Origin of the sequence: Bacillus daqingensis (assembly GCF_042654445.1) — a bacterium.
GTDB classification, from domain to species: Bacteria; Bacillota; Bacilli; order Bacillales; family Salisediminibacteriaceae; genus Alkalicoccus; species Alkalicoccus luteus.
This window is the reverse complement of record NZ_JBHSGK010000003.1, coordinates 491,689-508,006: the sequence shown is the minus strand read 5'-3', so window position 1 is coordinate 508,006 and position 16,318 is coordinate 491,689. Positions and strand designations below refer to the sequence as shown.

13 protein-coding genes, 1 tRNA gene and 1 pseudogene are annotated in these 16,318 nt (G+C 45.8%); 4 read left to right on the top strand and 11 right to left on the bottom strand.

Annotated elements, in window-relative coordinates:
* Positions 1-22 precede the first annotated feature (22 nt).
* Genes ACFO4L_RS03810 through ACFO4L_RS03785 form a run of 6 tightly spaced genes read right to left on the bottom strand, consistent with a single transcriptional unit; the run spans position 23 to position 5,987 of the window.
* A complete protein-coding gene (locus ACFO4L_RS03810; RefSeq protein ID WP_377908324.1) occupies positions 23-1,228 on the bottom strand; it encodes an EAL-associated domain-containing protein in 1,206 nt (401 codons plus the stop codon).
* Positions 1,225-2,085 carry a PHP domain-containing protein gene (locus tag ACFO4L_RS03805; protein WP_377908323.1) on the bottom strand — a complete coding sequence of 287 codons (861 nt, stop codon included), beginning with the start codon at positions 2,083-2,085 and terminating at the stop codon, positions 1,225-1,227. Before ACFO4L_RS03805 ends, ACFO4L_RS03810 begins: the two co-directional genes overlap by 4 nt.
* On the bottom strand, positions 2,082-2,912 hold the full coding sequence (nadE, locus tag ACFO4L_RS03800) for an ammonia-dependent NAD(+) synthetase (RefSeq protein ID WP_377908322.1): 831 nt from the start codon (positions 2,910-2,912) through the stop codon (positions 2,082-2,084). The genes ACFO4L_RS03805 and nadE overlap by 4 nt, the downstream gene beginning before the upstream one ends.
* Position 2,913: 1 nt before the next feature.
* A complete protein-coding gene (locus ACFO4L_RS03795; RefSeq protein ID WP_377908321.1) occupies positions 2,914-3,243 on the bottom strand; it encodes a hypothetical protein in 330 nt (109 codons plus the stop codon).
* Positions 3,244-3,300: 57 nt separating this feature from the next.
* A complete protein-coding gene (locus ACFO4L_RS03790) occupies positions 3,301-3,729 on the bottom strand; it encodes an acyl-CoA thioesterase (RefSeq protein WP_377908320.1) in 429 nt (142 codons plus the stop codon).
* Entirely contained in the window at positions 3,726-5,987 is a 2,262-nt protein-coding gene (locus tag ACFO4L_RS03785; RefSeq protein ID WP_377908563.1) for an AAA family ATPase, read from the bottom strand. The genes ACFO4L_RS03790 and ACFO4L_RS03785 overlap by 4 nt, the downstream gene beginning before the upstream one ends.
* Before the next feature lie 91 nt (positions 5,988-6,078).
* On the opposite strand from ACFO4L_RS03785, the gene ACFO4L_RS03780 reads away from it, so the two are divergent.
* The gene (locus ACFO4L_RS03780; protein ID WP_377908319.1) at positions 6,079-6,753 is read left to right on the top strand and encodes a TVP38/TMEM64 family protein; all 675 of its coding nucleotides are present in this window, start codon (positions 6,079-6,081) and stop codon (positions 6,751-6,753) included.
* Here the strand turns inward: ACFO4L_RS03780 and ACFO4L_RS03775 are convergent.
* From ACFO4L_RS03775 to ACFO4L_RS03760, 4 genes and pseudogenes are all read right to left on the bottom strand, one after another.
* A complete protein-coding gene (locus ACFO4L_RS03775) occupies positions 6,649-7,155 on the bottom strand; it encodes a VanZ family protein (protein ID WP_377908318.1) in 507 nt (168 codons plus the stop codon). The genes ACFO4L_RS03780 and ACFO4L_RS03775 overlap by 105 nt on opposite strands.
* A gap of 716 nt (positions 7,156-7,871) precedes the next feature.
* Positions 7,872-10,592, bottom strand: a complete 2,721-nt coding sequence (acnA, locus tag ACFO4L_RS03770; RefSeq protein WP_377908317.1) for an aconitate hydratase AcnA — start codon at positions 10,590-10,592, stop codon at positions 7,872-7,874.
* Between the two features lie 127 nt (positions 10,593-10,719).
* Positions 10,720-12,117, bottom strand: a complete 1,398-nt coding sequence (selA, locus tag ACFO4L_RS03765; RefSeq protein WP_377908316.1) for an L-seryl-tRNA(Sec) selenium transferase — start codon at positions 12,115-12,117, stop codon at positions 10,720-10,722.
* A gap of 106 nt (positions 12,118-12,223) precedes the next feature.
* Positions 12,224-12,415, bottom strand: a pseudogene (locus tag ACFO4L_RS03760) (Rdx family protein); the annotation flags it as partial.
* A gap of 155 nt (positions 12,416-12,570) precedes the next feature.
* Between ACFO4L_RS03760 and selD the strand changes: the two are divergent.
* Positions 12,571-13,626 (top strand): selenide, water dikinase SelD, encoded by a 1,056-nt coding sequence (gene selD / locus ACFO4L_RS03755; RefSeq protein WP_377908315.1) that lies wholly within the window; start codon positions 12,571-12,573, stop codon positions 13,624-13,626.
* 98 nt (positions 13,627-13,724) lie between these two features.
* On the opposite strand, the gene selB is transcribed toward selD, so the two are convergent.
* Positions 13,725-15,611, bottom strand: a complete 1,887-nt coding sequence (selB, locus tag ACFO4L_RS03750; protein ID WP_377908314.1) for a selenocysteine-specific translation elongation factor — start codon at positions 15,609-15,611, stop codon at positions 13,725-13,727.
* A 106-nt stretch (positions 15,612-15,717) separates the two neighbouring features.
* On the opposite strand from selB, the gene ACFO4L_RS03745 reads away from it, so the two are divergent.
* Together ACFO4L_RS03745 and ACFO4L_RS03740 are read left to right on the top strand one after the other, a co-directional pair.
* Positions 15,718-15,814 (top strand) — tRNA-Sec (locus tag ACFO4L_RS03745).
* 55 nt (positions 15,815-15,869) lie between these two features.
* Positions 15,870-16,313 (top strand): DUF2621 domain-containing protein, encoded by a 444-nt coding sequence (locus ACFO4L_RS03740; protein ID WP_377908562.1) that lies wholly within the window; start codon positions 15,870-15,872, stop codon positions 16,311-16,313.
* Positions 16,314-16,318: the final 5 nt, after the last annotated feature.

Sequence of the window (16,318 nt, the reverse complement as noted above, 5' to 3'; positions counted from 1 at the left end):
TTATCACGTGATAACCGCTTGCTTACATGAACCAATTTTGTTCATACAAAAATAACGGATCTACATCAATAAATAAAAAGTGGTCACTGTGAAGCGGATGCGAATACGTAAGAATCAGCTCATTTGTCTCAATGTCTCTGTATTTATCTGACAGCATGCCATTGCGGTTGAATGCCATTCGTGACATATGATCGAGAAAATAGACTCTCCAGCTCCAATTCTTCCCCTTTGCCTGGTCATCCTTTTTCCATTCTCCGGAACGCTTCGTCCAGTTAGCGGACAGCTGGTAACCGTACTCATCACAGATGTACATTCGAAAGGCTTCCTTATGGAACGTGCTTGCCGCATCTCTCATCATTTTTTCAGAATCTTTTGTTTGAACGAGCTGACGCAGGTTATCATCCATCCGCTTAACGAATTCCCGTTCATGTTTCAGCCTGCGGCTGTGGCGGTCAATAAAGCTGTGAATGTCAGCTCGAACGGTTTGCTCGAAAACGCTGCTATTCAGTACCTCTTGTACTTCCCTTCCAAAGTATTCTCCCTGATAATAATAGCCGCCATATCTCCACGCAACATGAAACTGCTCTGCGTCTTCGATCCCTTTAAAATGAAGCGATGCGCCAATTTTTCTCGCAAAATAGGAGAGCGTATCAAGTATTTCACTGTACGTAGTGTAGGAACTGGACGTTTTTAAATCGGAAACATCTATTTTTATAATATTAGGTTCTAACTTAGCAAACTGCTCCAAATGTGTATCCGCAATTTTTATGTTATCAAGACTGACTTCGTAGCCGGAGGCCTTTAAGTACAATATCGAGTGACTTAATTCATCAAGACGCCCCTCGAGCCCGGCTGAGTTTATTTCCACGACAAACTGACTTGCCTCAAGCCCCCACCCTTGGAATTCCTGCAGCAGCTCCATCAAATCTTCAATGGCATCCAATTCAGTAAAAACTTCCGGCAGCATATTCATAAACAGCTTTACTGCTTCCTGCTCATTTAAAAGCTTTTCAGCGGCAAGCCTGTACAGCTGCTTATCCAGTTCCCATTTTAGCGAGATATCATTATCAGCGGAAGTGAAGAAGGCTTTTAACGGAATGGTTTCCCCATTTTTATGCATGCATCCAATCACTTCATATCCGGCAATTCGGTATTTTTCAGCACCGATTATCGGTTTAAGCGCCGCATCGATTGAATTATAATGTTGTCGAATATCATCTTCATTCATTGACTGAGGCCCCCTTCAACAAAAGTGAGAATTCGGACTGCTTCTTTATATGGAAGCGGCGAAGCTCCTAGAGATTCTCCTGGTCTGCCGAAAGATTCGTGGTGATAATCCGTCCCGCCTGTTTTTAAAAGGAGCCGGGAATCGGTTTCTGCTTCTTCCGCCATTTTTTGATAACGAACTATGTCTTCAGCATGATGATCACGATGGTAAATTTCAATGCCGTCCAGCCGGCAGTCCCGAAGCCATTCGCTGACTGCGGGGTCCAAGCCGTAATATACAGGATGAGCGATAACAGAAAAACCTCCTGCTTCTTGAATCAGGGACGCTGCCTCGAGCGGATGAACTTCTTCCCGCTTCGGCACGTAACAGGGCGCCGAGGAGCCGACATAGCGACTAAATGCATCTTGAATGGAGTGGGCGAACCCATAGTGTACCAGTGCTTTGGCTAAATGAGGGCGTGCTGGAACAGACCCTGTGACGAACTGGAGGACATTTTCTTTCGTTAAGGATGCCCCTTGCTTACGGCACAGCTCCAGCATTCTCTCCATCCGATCCGTTCTGTCATCGCGCATTCGTTTAAGATAGGTCTGAAGTATCGTGCTGGTTTCATCAAAACCGTATCCAAGAATGTCGACGCTTACGCCATTAAATGAAGCAGAAAGCTCTATACCGTTAATAAAGGTAATGCCTTTTTCTCTGCATGTCATTCGTGCCTTTTCTAAGCCCTCTGTAGTATCATGATCCGTTAGAGACATGATAGTCACTCCGGCCTGCCACTGCTTGATAACAAGTTCTTCAGGACTTAAGAAGCCGTCTGAACAAGTGGAGTGACAGTGAAAATCGGCGCTGCCTGTCACCCCTGCCACCAGTAATCGTGAACCGTCACAGGCAGCTGCCGCTTGTGCTCCGTCTGAAGGTAGCGCTGTTCAAGGTTTTCTCTGGCTTCCGGCTCAATTTCTTTGCCCTCCAGATAATCGTCGATCTGTTTATAGGTAATGCCCAGTGCTTCTTCGTCTGAGAGGAGCGGTCTGTCACTTTCCAAGTCTGCTGTAGGTGCTTTTGTGTATAGTCTTTCCGGCGCCCCCAGTTCTTTTAACAGCAGCGCGCCTTGGCGCTTAGTAAGCCCGAAAAGCGGTGCAACATCGCATGCGCCATCACCAAACTTCGTATAAAAGCCAGTTACTGCTTCAGCTGCATGATCAGTACCAGCTACGAGGCACTGATAGTGGGCTCCCAGATCATACTGCACCTTCATACGTTCTCTAGCTTTCGTGTTGCCTCGGATAAAATCGGAAATATTTTCATCTGTAGCTGCTTTAAATGCATTTACAGAAGCATCGACTGCTTCTTTTATATTTACTGTCACTGTCTTAGATGGTGCAATAAATTCGAGTGCCTGTTCAGCATCTTCTTCATCCTGCTGAACACCGTAAGGAAGCCGTACAGCAAGGAATGTAAAATCCGCATGTTCTTCTTCTTCATTAAGTTCATTAACTGCAGCTTGAATCAATTTACCGAGCAGGGAGGAATCCTGCCCGCCGGAAATTCCGAGCGTGTAACCTTTCATTCCGGACTTCTTCAAATATGCTTTTAAAAAATTTACTCGTGAACGGATCTCTTCTTGCACATCAATTTCAGGCTTTACTTGAAGCTCGTGAATGATTTCTTTTTGAAGATTATGCATGCTACCTCATCCTTTCATGGTTACTGCCTGCTCTCATCCGGAGCTTCAGCAGTTTTTCAAGCTCTCCCTCTTGTTCTAATATACGGAATTCATCGGCTCCAATTAAATCAAAATGCGGATAAAGCCTGTCTTCATGAATCCACGTCTCATGCAGTCCATAAGTCAATCCCCATTCAATCAGCCGGCCTCTGTCCGAACAGGCTGCCTTCGTAACGGTATTATACTGTGGAAAGCGTTTGTCATACCAGAAGTGTGTCAGAAAGGCTACGTTGCCGGAGCGGACGGATCGCTTCCATGCAGCCAGCTCTTGTTTGGTGACCCCGAAAGCCATTCGTTCCTCATCCCTTTCCTAAATCCTTCTCCCATGCGTCTATCATACCACGAGCTTTTATGGGTGTGAAAAGGACTGAACCGCTTTTTCATACACCTGATGCCAATGGGGATATTTTTTCTTCATGCTTCGCGGACGAAAGCGATCAGCATCAACCAGCACATGTTCACTCTTACCGGTCATACAAAGCCTTTCTCCAGCACTGATTTCGTAGCTGTATGTAACACGCAGTCCGTTATAACTCGCGACTCTCGTCTGCACCGTTACCGTATCTCCGAATTTTGCGGGCGCTTTATAAGACGCCTCAATGGAAGTCACCGGGGCGAGTATGCCCTCTTCTTCCATATCATGGTAAGGAATGCCAAGCTGGGCCATCAGAGCTGTACGTCCTACTTCGCACCATATGAAATAGTTTGCGTGGTAGACGACACCCATTTGATCGGTTTCTGCGTAGCGCACAGGAATCTCCGTTTCATTTATCATCATGCTTCCTCCTTCAGTCTGGTGAAATCGGCCATCATAAGCTCATTGATACTGCGTGATTCATTCTGCAGATAAGCAGCAGCGTGCTGCTGTACGGCTTCACTGACTGCATCTTTCATATCCCTTGCGTTCCCTGAGAATGTTTTCCCGTTTAATGCCTCGCGAAGCTGTTCTGCCGTTTCGTTGCTTACCTCATACCCGAACTTTGAGACGTGATGCAGCAAGATTCGATGAAGCTCATCCGTCCTGTATGGAGGGAACTGAATTTGTTTTTTAAATCGGGAAGTAAGACCAGGATTTGATTGAAGAAGCTTTTGCAGCGGCTCTTCATACCCTGCCAAAATAACGACCAGGTTTTCACCATGCTTAGTCATTTCTTCTACAAGTGTATCGACAGCTTCTCTGCCGAAATCGTCACCCGGACGATAAAGCGAGTAGGCTTCATCAATAAACAATACTCCTCCGAGAGCTTTTTTAATTATTTTTTTTGTTTTCAATGCCGTTTGTCCCGAATAACCAGCCACCAGATCGGCCCGGCCTGCAGTGATTAAATGTCCGCGCTTAAGAAAGCCAAGCTCTCCCAGTATTTGCGAAAAAAGAGAGGCGACAGTTGTCTTACCAGTTCCAGGCGGACCGGTAAATAACGAATGAAGCTCTACTGGGACAGGAATATAGCCTTCATCTCTTCTGCGCTGCTGTACCTGTGCAAAAGAGGCCAGTGTCATTACTTCACGCTTCACCTCATTCAGACCGATTAAGTTTTCTAATTCAGCCTGGGGTTCCTGATTGATGGCTTCAGTTGACTTACGAAAAGAGGCCGGCTGCAGAACTGCCAAATTATCTTCTGTAAAAGCTTGCTGCTCAGCAGCTTCCGCCCCCTGAGTGAAAACTGCCTGTCGAATGATTTCCTCCGCAGTCCTCGCATTTCCAAAACTTTCGTCAACCATTTCTTCTTCAAGACGCTGACGAATGATCGGATAAGTGTCCTCGTGCAAGATAAAGTCATTGTCCAGCGCAGCTTTTTCAGCTATTTCAATTAGCTCTTCCATGCTGTAATCAGGCAGGTGAATAAAATTCTGCTGCGGAAAACGGCTGCGAAGTCCAGGATTAGCCTCCAGAAAACCTCGCATGTCATCTTCGTATCCGGCGAGAATAACTGCAAATGTACCCGCAAACTCTTCACTCGTCATCGCTGCAACAAGTGTATCTACAGCTGTTTGGCCGTAGTCTGACCCGGAGCTGTCCTGACGAAAGAGCGTATGTGCTTCATCAATAAACAAAACACCTCCTGAAGCCTGCTCAATGACCGCTCTCGTTTTTTCTTCTGTCTGCCCTACAAATGCCCCGACGAGCCGGGATCGATCTGCCTCGACAACCGATTCTTTCGGGAGCATGCCAAGCTGATGATAGATGCTGGCAAGCAGCCGGGCAACAGTCGTTTTTCCAGTGCCGGGATTCCCGGTCAGAATCATGTGCAGACTTCTTGTGTTACTGCTGTAGCGGCCAGTTCGCTCCCGTTCCTGTTCAAACTGCAGATAGAAAAACAGCTGTTTCACTCGGTTTTTAACTGAATTGAGACCGGTCATTGCTTCGAGTTTCACAAGTGCATCCGGCTGATCGTTCTGATGATCTTCATACTGGCTGTTCCATGCATCAGCCAGTTTCATAACCTCGTGAAGCTTTTGATCCAGCTCATTTTTAGCGCTTTTAGAGGCATAAATGCCGCTGATTGATGAGCTGTAAGCTTCAGCCGCATCATACGCCTCTTTTACGGCTTTCGGCATCTTATCCAGTAAGCCGGTAATGATAGTAACCGTTGCAGCTTCCTCGCTGTCATGATCGATTGAACAAACCTTTTCTGCTTTCAGCTGATACGACTGGAACATGTTTAATGTTTTTCTAGCCTGTTCTAACTGATGCTTCATTTTTTCTGCTGATTTCTTCTTTCCCTGCGCGTGATCAGTTTCTCTTATTTTGGGAAATCCTCCGGCAAACCAATCCTGCTCAAACACACGGTAGAGTAATTTTTGCACGGTGATGCACGCATTTTCTGATGGCTCTCCATGCTCGAATACATCATTTAAGTAGGCATCTGCCCGGTCATCCATCGTTTGTTTACGAATATACCGGGCAGCAGCAGCTAAAGCCTTCCATTCTTCTTGCGCAGGATCATCGGTTGGAAGAGATGATAATATACGGATAATTTGATTTTCGTTTAACAGCTCCAGAGGCTGATGCTGAAGCTGTTCGAGCTGTTCCATTTGATTCACGTGATGTCCACCTTTCTGTGTATCGTTTTACGAGGTTTAAAGAATGGATTATACTGTATGAGAACCTGAAGGAGGAAAGAAAATGCGTCAAAAATGGCTTATGATCGCGCTGACAGCGGGTGCTGTACTATTACTTTGGATTTACCGTAACGATCTGCTCCTTTGGATTGAACAAGCTGATGCTTCTTCCATAATCCCTGTAACGGTGATTGCCGTATTCATGTCATTATTCCCCGTTATTCCATATCCAATCGTTGGAGGCGTGATCGGAGCGGCTTACGGGCCTGCTGGAGCGCTTATCGTTTGGTTTGGCTCAACTGCAGCCTCAATTATTTTTTTTATGATGGTCCGCTACGGCGGGTTTCAGGCTGGTGGAAGAAAGCTGATTGCCAAAAGCAAATACAGCGACAAGATCACCCTTATGTTCGAAAAAAATGCGTTCATGGTGCTCACAGTTCTGCGAATGATACCAGTGATCCCTTCGATTATTCTGAACGCTTACGGCGGAATAAGCAGGATTTCGTTTTTTATCTATTCCATCGCCTCTGCTATCGGTAAAATACCGGCTATGATTTTGTTCGCGATGATTGGTCATTCAATTGTAACAAATCCAATTGAACTTCTATATATGGCAGTTATTTATATCATCTTTTTAGCGATCGTTTACGTCATTTACCGGCGATGGATCCGTCCGGCCGAAAAAATGCCTCAAAGCGGCGTAAACCACATACCCGACAGCCCCGCCGACCGTATTTAAGATAACATCATCCACATTCGCAACCCGGTAGGTAAACAGGTATTGAACCGTTTCAATAAATGTCGAAAGAACAGCAGCTGCGGCTGCTGTTTTGATGAAGCCCACTTTTCGTAAAAGCTTTCCACGGTTCAGCAAAGCCGGGAAAAGCAAGCCGAACGGAAGGAAGAGAAGAACGTTTCCTCCGAGGATAATTAGCGGATCCAGCCAGTTTTCACTGTATACTGCAATCCGGTAAATACTTAAAAAAGGCTCCAGATTATAGTTGCGTCCTCCCGGGCCCTGTAAACCGAATGATGAGCCGTGATTCCATGCCAGGAATACAATATAAAAAAGAATGCTTATGTAAGCTGTAAATGTAAATAAGAGAAGCGGGCGCACCCGCTTCAAGCGTTTTTTATTCATCGATCATACCTCCATGCACGTTCCCCTCCTATTATGGATAACATCCAGGTGTTTGACAAGAAACAAGGTGCTGCACCGCTTGAATAAGCTCATCAAGTGCATGCTGTCGTCTCGCAGATGATCAGAAAGAACCTCGTCGGACTGCCGGCATCATCTTCAACAGGTGCATAATTTAAGACCTGCGTTATTTTGAAGAATGAGTCAATAGGCAGTCAGGCAGCCAGCGTGGCCGACGGCAGCTTCGTATATGGTCGATAAGCAGATTCAGCTTCTGTTAACGTCAGCTTCTTCATTTAACGCATTTATTATATGCGAAGAGCTTCTTATACTGAAATGCCCCTTTTGCGACATATCTCGAATACTTTAGTGATTCCAGTTCACCAGGGACGATTAAGACAGTCTGAAGATGCAGTGCTGTACAAATATGCGAACAGCATCAACGCACGAGCGGAGCCGGACCGGCTTTTGAAGGCTTCTTGTGAGAAGCCTGTGTCCGAGTAAAGCCGCGCCATCCTCCCGCGCCATTATCCCTGCAGGAAGGGGTCACCCTGAGAAATAGCTGAAGGCCAGACCACGCCAGGCAAGGTAAGCAAAAGAGAATTCAACTAAATGAATAAACATGTAAGTTGAAAGACTTTTTCAACAGCTTGAAGAGGCCCTCCAGATGGAGGGCCTCTCATGTTACCGGCATTATCCGGCTGCTTTACCTTTCTGTTTTAGTTATGCTGAAGTGTGTTGCGCAGTACCATCTGGAGAATGCCTCCGTGACGGTAGTAGTCAATCTCCACTTCACTGTCGAAGCGAGCAAGAACTTCAAATTCTGTTACTTTTCCGCTCTCTTTGTCAGTCGCCGTAACATTTATCATATCACGAGGCTGAATGTCATTCGTGATGTGCACATCGATGTGCTCAGTCCCTTTTAGACCAAGTGAATCTGCGCTTTCGCCCTGCTTAAATTGAAGCGGCAGTACGCCCATCAGAACGAGGTTGCTTCGGTGAATCCGCTCGAAGCTCTGTGCAATAACAGTCTTAATACCGAGCAGGTTCGTACCCTTTGCTGCCCAGTCACGGGAGCTTCCCATACCGTAATCATTACCAGCAAGAACAACGAGGCCTGTACCTTCTTCGCGATACTTCATGCACGCGTCATAGATAGGCATCACTTCACCTGTAGGCCAATGCGTTGTATACCCGCCTTCTGTACCAGGAGCAAGCTGGTTTTTAATACGTATGTTGGCAAATGTACCTCTCATCATCACTTCATGATTTCCTCGTCGGGAACCATAAGAGTTAAACTGGGAAGGCTTCAGCCCTTTTTCCATTAAAAACTTTCCAGCCGGGCTGTTTTTTGCAATAGCACCTGCAGGTGAAATGTGATCAGTCGTAACAGAATCACCGAGCTTCGCAACCGGTCGAAGTCCAGTCAATTCCTTCACGTCCTCAGGTTCTGGAGACAGGTTTTCGAAGAACGGCGGGTTCTGAATATACGTAGACTCATCATCAAATTGATAGAGATCACCATCTGGTGTATCAAGCTTGTTCCACTGCTCATTGCTATCAAATACGTGTGCGTATTCCTGCTTAAAGAGTTTTGGATCAACTGCTTGCTCCATAGCATTCTGAATCTCTTCGTTTGAAGGCCAGATGTCTTTGAAGTAGACCTCTTCTCCGTTTGCATTCGTAGCTAAAGGCTCGTTATAGAAATCAATATCTACTGTGCCTGCGAGAGCATACGCTACTACAAGCGGCGGAGAAGCAAGATAGTTTGCTTTTACCAGCGGATGGATTCTGCCTTCAAAATTTCGGTTACCACTCAGGACGGAGGCAACAGTCAGATCTTCATCCGCAATGCCTTTTTCAATTTCTTCAGGTAGTGGTCCGCTGTTACCGATACAAGTCGTACATCCATAACCGACAAGATTGAATCCGAGTTGATCCAAGTATTCCATCAATCCTGCATTTTCAAGATACCCCGTAACTACTTTTGATCCAGGCGCCAGACTTGTTTTTACATATTCAGGTACATCAAGTCCTTTTTCGACAGCTTTTTTAGCGAGCAGACCTGCTCCAAGCATAACGTGCGGGTTTGATGTATTGGTACAGCTTGTGATTGCAGCGATCGTGATAGAGCCGGTCCCTAAAACGGACTTCTTGCCATTTGGATGTGTAACCTCAGCCTGCTTGCTGATCTCTTCAGGTGAAAGACCAAAGCCTTTGTTGCTGACAGGTGCAGTAAGAGCCTGCTGCCACTCTTTTTTCATATCAGCAAGTCTGATCAGATCCTGAGGTCGTTTTGGACCAGAAAGGTTTGGCTGGATAGCACCAAGATCAATTTCCAATACATCCGTAAATTCCGGATCTTCGCCGCCCGGCGTATAGAACATCCCGTTTGCTTTTGTATACGTTTCAACAAGATTGACGAGTTCTTCGCTTCTGCCTGTAAAGCGCAGGTAGTTGAGCGTTTCATCATCTACTGGGAAGAATCCGCAGGTAGCACCGTATTCTGGAGCCATATTGGAGATAGTCGCGCGGTCGGCAAGCGTCATATCTGCCAGACCAGGTCCGTAAAATTCTACAAATTTACCTACTACATTCTTTTCACGGAGTGCCTGCGTTACTTTGAGAGCAAGGTCGGTGGCCGTAGCTCCTTCCGGCATCGCACCGGTCAGGTTCACACCGATCACTTCCGGTACCGGGAAATAGGAAGGCTGCTGAAGCATGCCTGCTTCGGCTTCAATGCCTCCAACACCCCAGCCTAAAACACCAAGACCGTTAATCATCGTAGTGTGGCTGTCAGTTCCAACAAGCGAGTCAGGAAATGCGATTGTCTCCCCGTTCGCATTCTCATTTTCCTGCACGACGTTCGCCAGATACTCAAGGTTTACCTGGTGCACGATTCCGGTTGCAGGAGGCACAGCACGGTAATTATCAAGAGATTTCTGAGCCCAGTTTAAAAATTTATAACGCTCAAGGTTTCTTTCAAACTCAAGCTCCATGTTTTTTCGCAGAGAATTTGCGGAACCGAAGTGGTCGACCTGTACCGAGTGGTCAACAACGAGGTCTACTGGAATGGCAGGATTGATTTCTTTCGGATCTCCACCAAGATCAGACATTGCTTTACGAAGAGACGCCAGATCGACAACCGCTGGAACGCCTGTAAAGTCTTGAAGAATAACTCTGGATGGCTTAAACGGAACATCGACATTTTTAACTTTGTCCGTTCCCCAATTAGCGAGGTTTTCAACGTGCTCTTCCTTAATGACTCTTCCATCATATTGACGGAGTACAGATTCGAGCAGAACCCGGACGGAATAAGGAAGTTTTTTTACATTCCCAATACCAGCTTCTGTAATGGAATCCAGATCATAGTAATGGTATGTTTTCCCGTTTACTTCAAATGATTTTTTCGAATTGTAAAGCGTTTTTTCTGATGACATATGTATTCCCTCCTCTGAGATAATCATATAATACATTTTCAAAATTGTCTAAATCCTGAAAACACTGGTGTGAACCCAGTCATCCATTATTATGAAGTGAAAACGAATACAATGCAAGGTCATGTGCTTACTTTTCCGCATCGAGATTCTGGAGTGCGGCTGCCAACTGGATGAAGTCTTCTTTTGCAATTGTTCTGAAATCCAGCAGATAGTGCTCCTGGCTTATTCTTCCTACTACAGGGATCTCAGCTTCTCTCAATTTTCGTTCCAGCTCATTTGTCTCCAATAACGGATTTTTGATGGACAAGGCGAAAGAAGGAATTTCCGTAACAGGCATCGTCCCTCCGCCTATTTTAGATGTCACAGGAACGATATCAAGCTCTAACGTTTGAAATGCTTGATCCTCCAGGAAAGACACAATGCGTTTCTTTACGTCTTCAGATGTCGCTAAAATATCCCGGACTACCGGAATGTGTTCGGCTGGACTTCCGTAACTGTATTCAAATAATGTAGCCTCAAGCGCTGCCAGTGTAGCCTTATCAAGACGCAGCACTCTGGCCAGCTGATGGCGGCGCAGCTGATCAATGCATTTCTTTTTCCCGGCAATTATGCCTGCCTGAGGACCTCCAAGAAGCTTGTCTCCGCTAAAACTTACAATGTCCGCATTTTTAACAGCTGTCCGGATAAGCGGCTCCTGTCCAATATTATGCTGCTGAAAATCATAGAGTGAACCGCTTCCCAGATCGTCATAAATAATCACGCTGTCTGGAACAGCCTCTTTTAATTCAACTGGAGCTACAGATGCTGTAAAACCCTTTATAGCAAAATTGCTTGTGTGCACCTTCATGATCATAGATGTAGCTTCCGTCACGGCTTCCAGATAGTCGCTGAGATGTGTTTTGTTTGTAGTACCTACTTCTTTTAAGTGAACTCCGCTCATTTCCATAATCGATGACACTCTGAAAGAGCCGCCAATTTCGACTAATTCTCCGCGCGATACAAGGACGTCCCCTGGAGCCGCGAGTGCTTTAAGTACAAAAAAAACAGCCGCTGCATTGTTATTCACTGCCACGGCCGCCTCTGCTCCGGTTGCTTTACAGATTAATTCTTCAACGTGAGTGCCGCGGGAACCTCTTTTCCCGTTCTCCAAATCATATTCAAGGGTCGAGTAGAACCCTGCCGCCTCCATCATATGTGCCAAAGCAGCTTGACTTAATCTAGCACGTCCAAGGTTTGTATGAAGCACTGTGCCCGTTCCGTTAATAACTCTTCTTAAACTGAACGGATGCTTCCGCTGTGCCTTAATAAGTTTAAGCTTAATATCATCAAGTAACGTTTTTTTATCTGACGGCATTTTTTCACCCTGTAAGATAGAGGTTCTCGTTTTGGTTACTGCCTCTTGAACAAGTTCCGTTACATAGGCTCTTGTCATACCGCCCTGTTCAAGCTGACGCACTTCCGGCTCTTCTAGCAGTCGATTCACAGAAGGCAGTAAACGCAGCAGCTGTGCTCGTTCTTCATTCACGCCTCGTTCAGCTCTTTCCTCTTCTTCTCATCCTGATAGACACCGTAAGAATATATACTGGCCCCTGCAATAACCAGCAGTTTAAGCAACAATTTAGCCATTTCAATCACTCCTGTTTGCTTTTTAGTTTTACTATTACCTCCGAAGCTTCCGGAAACCGTCCCGACTCCAGCTTTGAATAGATTTTCACATCATCTGTAAACACTTCAAACGCCCCGCCTGATGACGGAATGAGCTCTACTTGATCAATTTCCCGCCTCAATTCATTAAATAGTTCTGCCGCGAAACTCGCAGCCTTTGGCGCATAGTTTCACTGCATACAGAATTCAATTCGGATTCTCATCCATCAGCCCCCCTGACATCCTTCTTTACATGTTATTCTAGTGTATTGCTTTATCCTGGTCAATTGCAGCGTTATAATGAGAACGTACGTAAAGGAGAGGAGGACTTGAAATGACTATATTTCATAATGAAAAACGTTTAACGCAAATGACAAAGAAAGCTGGTTGAGGGTGCAAAATTGGTCCTGAGGACCTGACGCAGGTTCTGCGTCATTTGCCTAAAGATAATGGTAATGAAAAGTTGCTGGTAGGAATCGATACAAAAGATGATGCCGGCGTTTATCAGCTTACCGATGATACTGCTCTAGTGCAAACGGTGGACTACTTCACTCCAATCGTTGACGATCCTTATATGTTTGGACAAATTTCAGCGGCAAACGCACTGAGTGACGTATATGCGATGGGCGGAACACCGGTCACCGTACTGAATATCGTCGGATTTCCGATTAAAAAACTTGACCCTTCCATTTTAGCAGCCATTTTAAAAGGTGCATCTGATAAAGTGAAAGAATCGGGAGCTGTCATTGCAGGTGGACATTCAATCGATGATCCTGAACCAAAATTCGGATTGAGCTGCACGGGAACGGTGCATCCTGACCGTATTTTCCGTAACGTAGGTTCTAAGCCTGGTGATGCAATTGTGCTAACGAAGCCGTTAGGTGCCGGCATTTTAACAACTGCCGTTAAGTTCGGCAAAGCTTCCGAACAAGAGATTGATCAAGTTCAGGAAACAATGGCTTGGCTCAATAAAGAAGCTGCCGAAAAGCTGGCTGCTTACCAGCCAACCGCTGTCACAGATGTGACAGGGTTCGGTTTGATCGGCCATGGATATGAAATGGCGGAAGGAAGCGGCGTCAGTTTCCACTTTGACTTTATGAAAATACCGTTTCTGCCAGGTACATCAAGACACGCTAAAGCAGGAACCATTCCTGGCGGGACAAAAGAAAACATTAAATGGCTGGAAAATGAAACACAGTACAGCCCTGCAATGGAACCGCACGAGAAAGCTGCTGCTGCAGATGCCATAACGTCCGGCGGACTGATGATCACGATGAATAAAGAAGAAGCTGCAGCTTACATCGAGGATATGAAAGATTCTAAATTTCCTGCTGTCATTGTGGGATATGTGACGGAACCATCCGAAAAAACGGTTCACATCCACAAATAAGGCAGCCTCTGCGTACTATCAATATAGAGCCGTCCGCTTTGGACGGCTCTATGATTCTTTCGACGACTTTTAAGTTAAGCGGTTTGCGTGTAAGCAGTTCAGACAAAAGATGACGGGTCGGACCAGATCCGATCTCCTTCCTTTCGCCTCGTCCATCCCTGCCGGTCAAACGATTCCAGCAGTGGGACGAGGTATTTTCTCGTGATTCCTAATGCTGCCTTCGCATCCTGCAGGGTTAACGTTTGCGGATATTTGTCATAAAGCCGCCCTGCAGCGGTTTTTACGGCGGAATAATGAAATAACAGATCGTCGGCCGCTTCAACAGCAATATCTTGATTGATCAAAAAATGCTTTAACTCTGTCATCCATTTTTCTGGGATACCTGCTTTTGCACTTATCGTCGAGAATGTTTCCGGCATCAGCTCTGCTTCAGCTAGCGCAGACTCCACCTGCTGCATTCTTTTTTCCCACTCTTTCGGATAGTGAGCCTGATGAGTTATTGCAGAAATAAACCTTCCATCAATACGATAATTGTCTTCGGACGTCCCTATGCGAATCAGCGCCTCCGATATTTGTTTGGCATATGGAGAAGAACCAGCAGTCTCTGCAATATCTTTTCCCCGCCTCATTGGATAAGCTTCGTGAAACTCTTGCAGCTGAGCAGTAACAGCACGAACAGTTCGTTCCAAATGATGTTTTGTATAGAGCCATTTCCCTGTTTCTTTAACAAGCTCTTCATTCAGCGCCTCGTTTATCTCTTCTTCAGTGAACGCCCCCTTTTCTTTGACAGCTTTTCTTTCAGAAGGACCGGATTGATTTAAAAAGAGCTCGAGACGCTCTGCTGGCGTTCCTTTTGCTTTCTCTGCTAAAAGTGCAACTGTTTTATCTCCAAAGCGGTACTTAGAGGCTGCAGGATCAATCACTTCACCTCCGCCTATTGTTTCCGGAGGAGTTGCCCGTCTCAAAATAAAGCGGCTTCCTTTCCAGACGGCTGCTTCCGTATCAAGTTCAAGCTGGCAATAGACCGTTCCCTCTGTTCCAGGCTCCAGCTTATTCCGGTCAAAATAAACAATCCTGCCGGTTACTTCCGTAGTCCCCGTGAAAAATTTAATTGTTTGCCGTTGTTTTAACGGGTATTGAAACAACCTTCCCGGTCTCATCCAGATGTCCAGCCGTTTAGTGGGAGGAGTTATTTCAGAAACAAGCACCGTACCTCTGCCGGCCTCATCTGTGCTTATGCCATGAAGATTCAATGCGGCCCTGTCTCCGGCGTGTGCTGCAGGCAGTTTCGTGCCGAATGACTGAATCTGCTTCACTCGTGTTTCTTTTTTGTTTGGAAGAAGGTAAAGGACATCTCCTTCAGTCACCGTTCCTGAATGGATCGTTCCTCTCACGACCGTGCCGTGACCGGTTACAGAAAAGGATTGGTCAACCGGCATTCGGAATATTCCTCCCTCTGTCCGGAGCTGTGCACGTAAAGCAGTGCGCTGTGCTGACTCTCTCAAAGCATCCAGCCCTTCTCCTCTAACTGCATCCGTCACGACCAGTTCCGCCCCTTCTAAAAATGTTCCGGCACAAGCTTCACGGATATCTTCTTCAACCAGTTCAAGCATCTCGTCATCCGCTTTTGAGGATTTTGTAATGACAATAATGCCTAAATCAATCCCCAGCAGTTCCAGAATGATTAAATGCTCCCTCGTTTGAGGCATAACTCCCTCATCTGCCGCAACCGTAAGCATAACGGCATCAATACCAGCTACGCCTGCAATCATTTGCCGGATAAACCGCTCGTGCCCGGGGACATCAATGATTGCAGCCCGGACACCTTCAGCGATCGTCCAGGGGGCATAGCCAGGTTCGATGGATATCATCCGTTCCTTTTCTTCACTTAATCTATCGGTATCTACGTGGGTTAATGCTTTCGTTAACGTTGTTTTTCCATGATCGATGTGACCTGCCATACCAAATGTAATAAACTTTGTCATCTGCCTCACCACTTTCGTTTTCCTGCATGCATCATAGCATTTCAGGAAGCATATTTGCATCCTATTGTGCTTTTCGAGTATAATTGTCTACGACGCAGTATTACATGGGGCCGGCTGTGTAGCTGGTGCTTACCTGGGCCTTCAAAGCCTTTTGGGAGGCGCGTGCCGTCTCCGGTGGGTTCGATTCCCACACGGTCCCGCCAACATCTGCATTAGATTGAAAAGAAAGCAGGTGACGCTCCGTTGGAAGATATATTTATGTGGTTTATCCTGCTTTGGTCGATACTCGTATTTGTACTAGTTGCGATCGGCGGATATTTTATGTTCCGCAAATTTTTGAAGAAAATGCCAAAAAAAGATGGTAAATCCATTTTGGATTGGCAGGACTACTATATTGATAAAACGCTTCATTTGTGGACCGACGATAAAAAAGCGCTCTTAAATGAATTAACTGAACCCGTCCCTGAATTATTTCGTGATATCGCCAAACAGAAAATTGCCGGTAAAATTGGCCAGTTTGCGCTTGAAGAAAAGGCTGACTATTTATCACAGGAACTTATTATAAAAGGTTATATTGCTGCGACGCCTAAACGGGATCATAAATTTCTAAGAAAGAAATTGAAGGAAAAAAATATTGATGCTGCACCTTATGAAAAATATTTCAGGCAATCTCCTGAACGAGGGACGTCATCAGCTGTGTAAAAAAG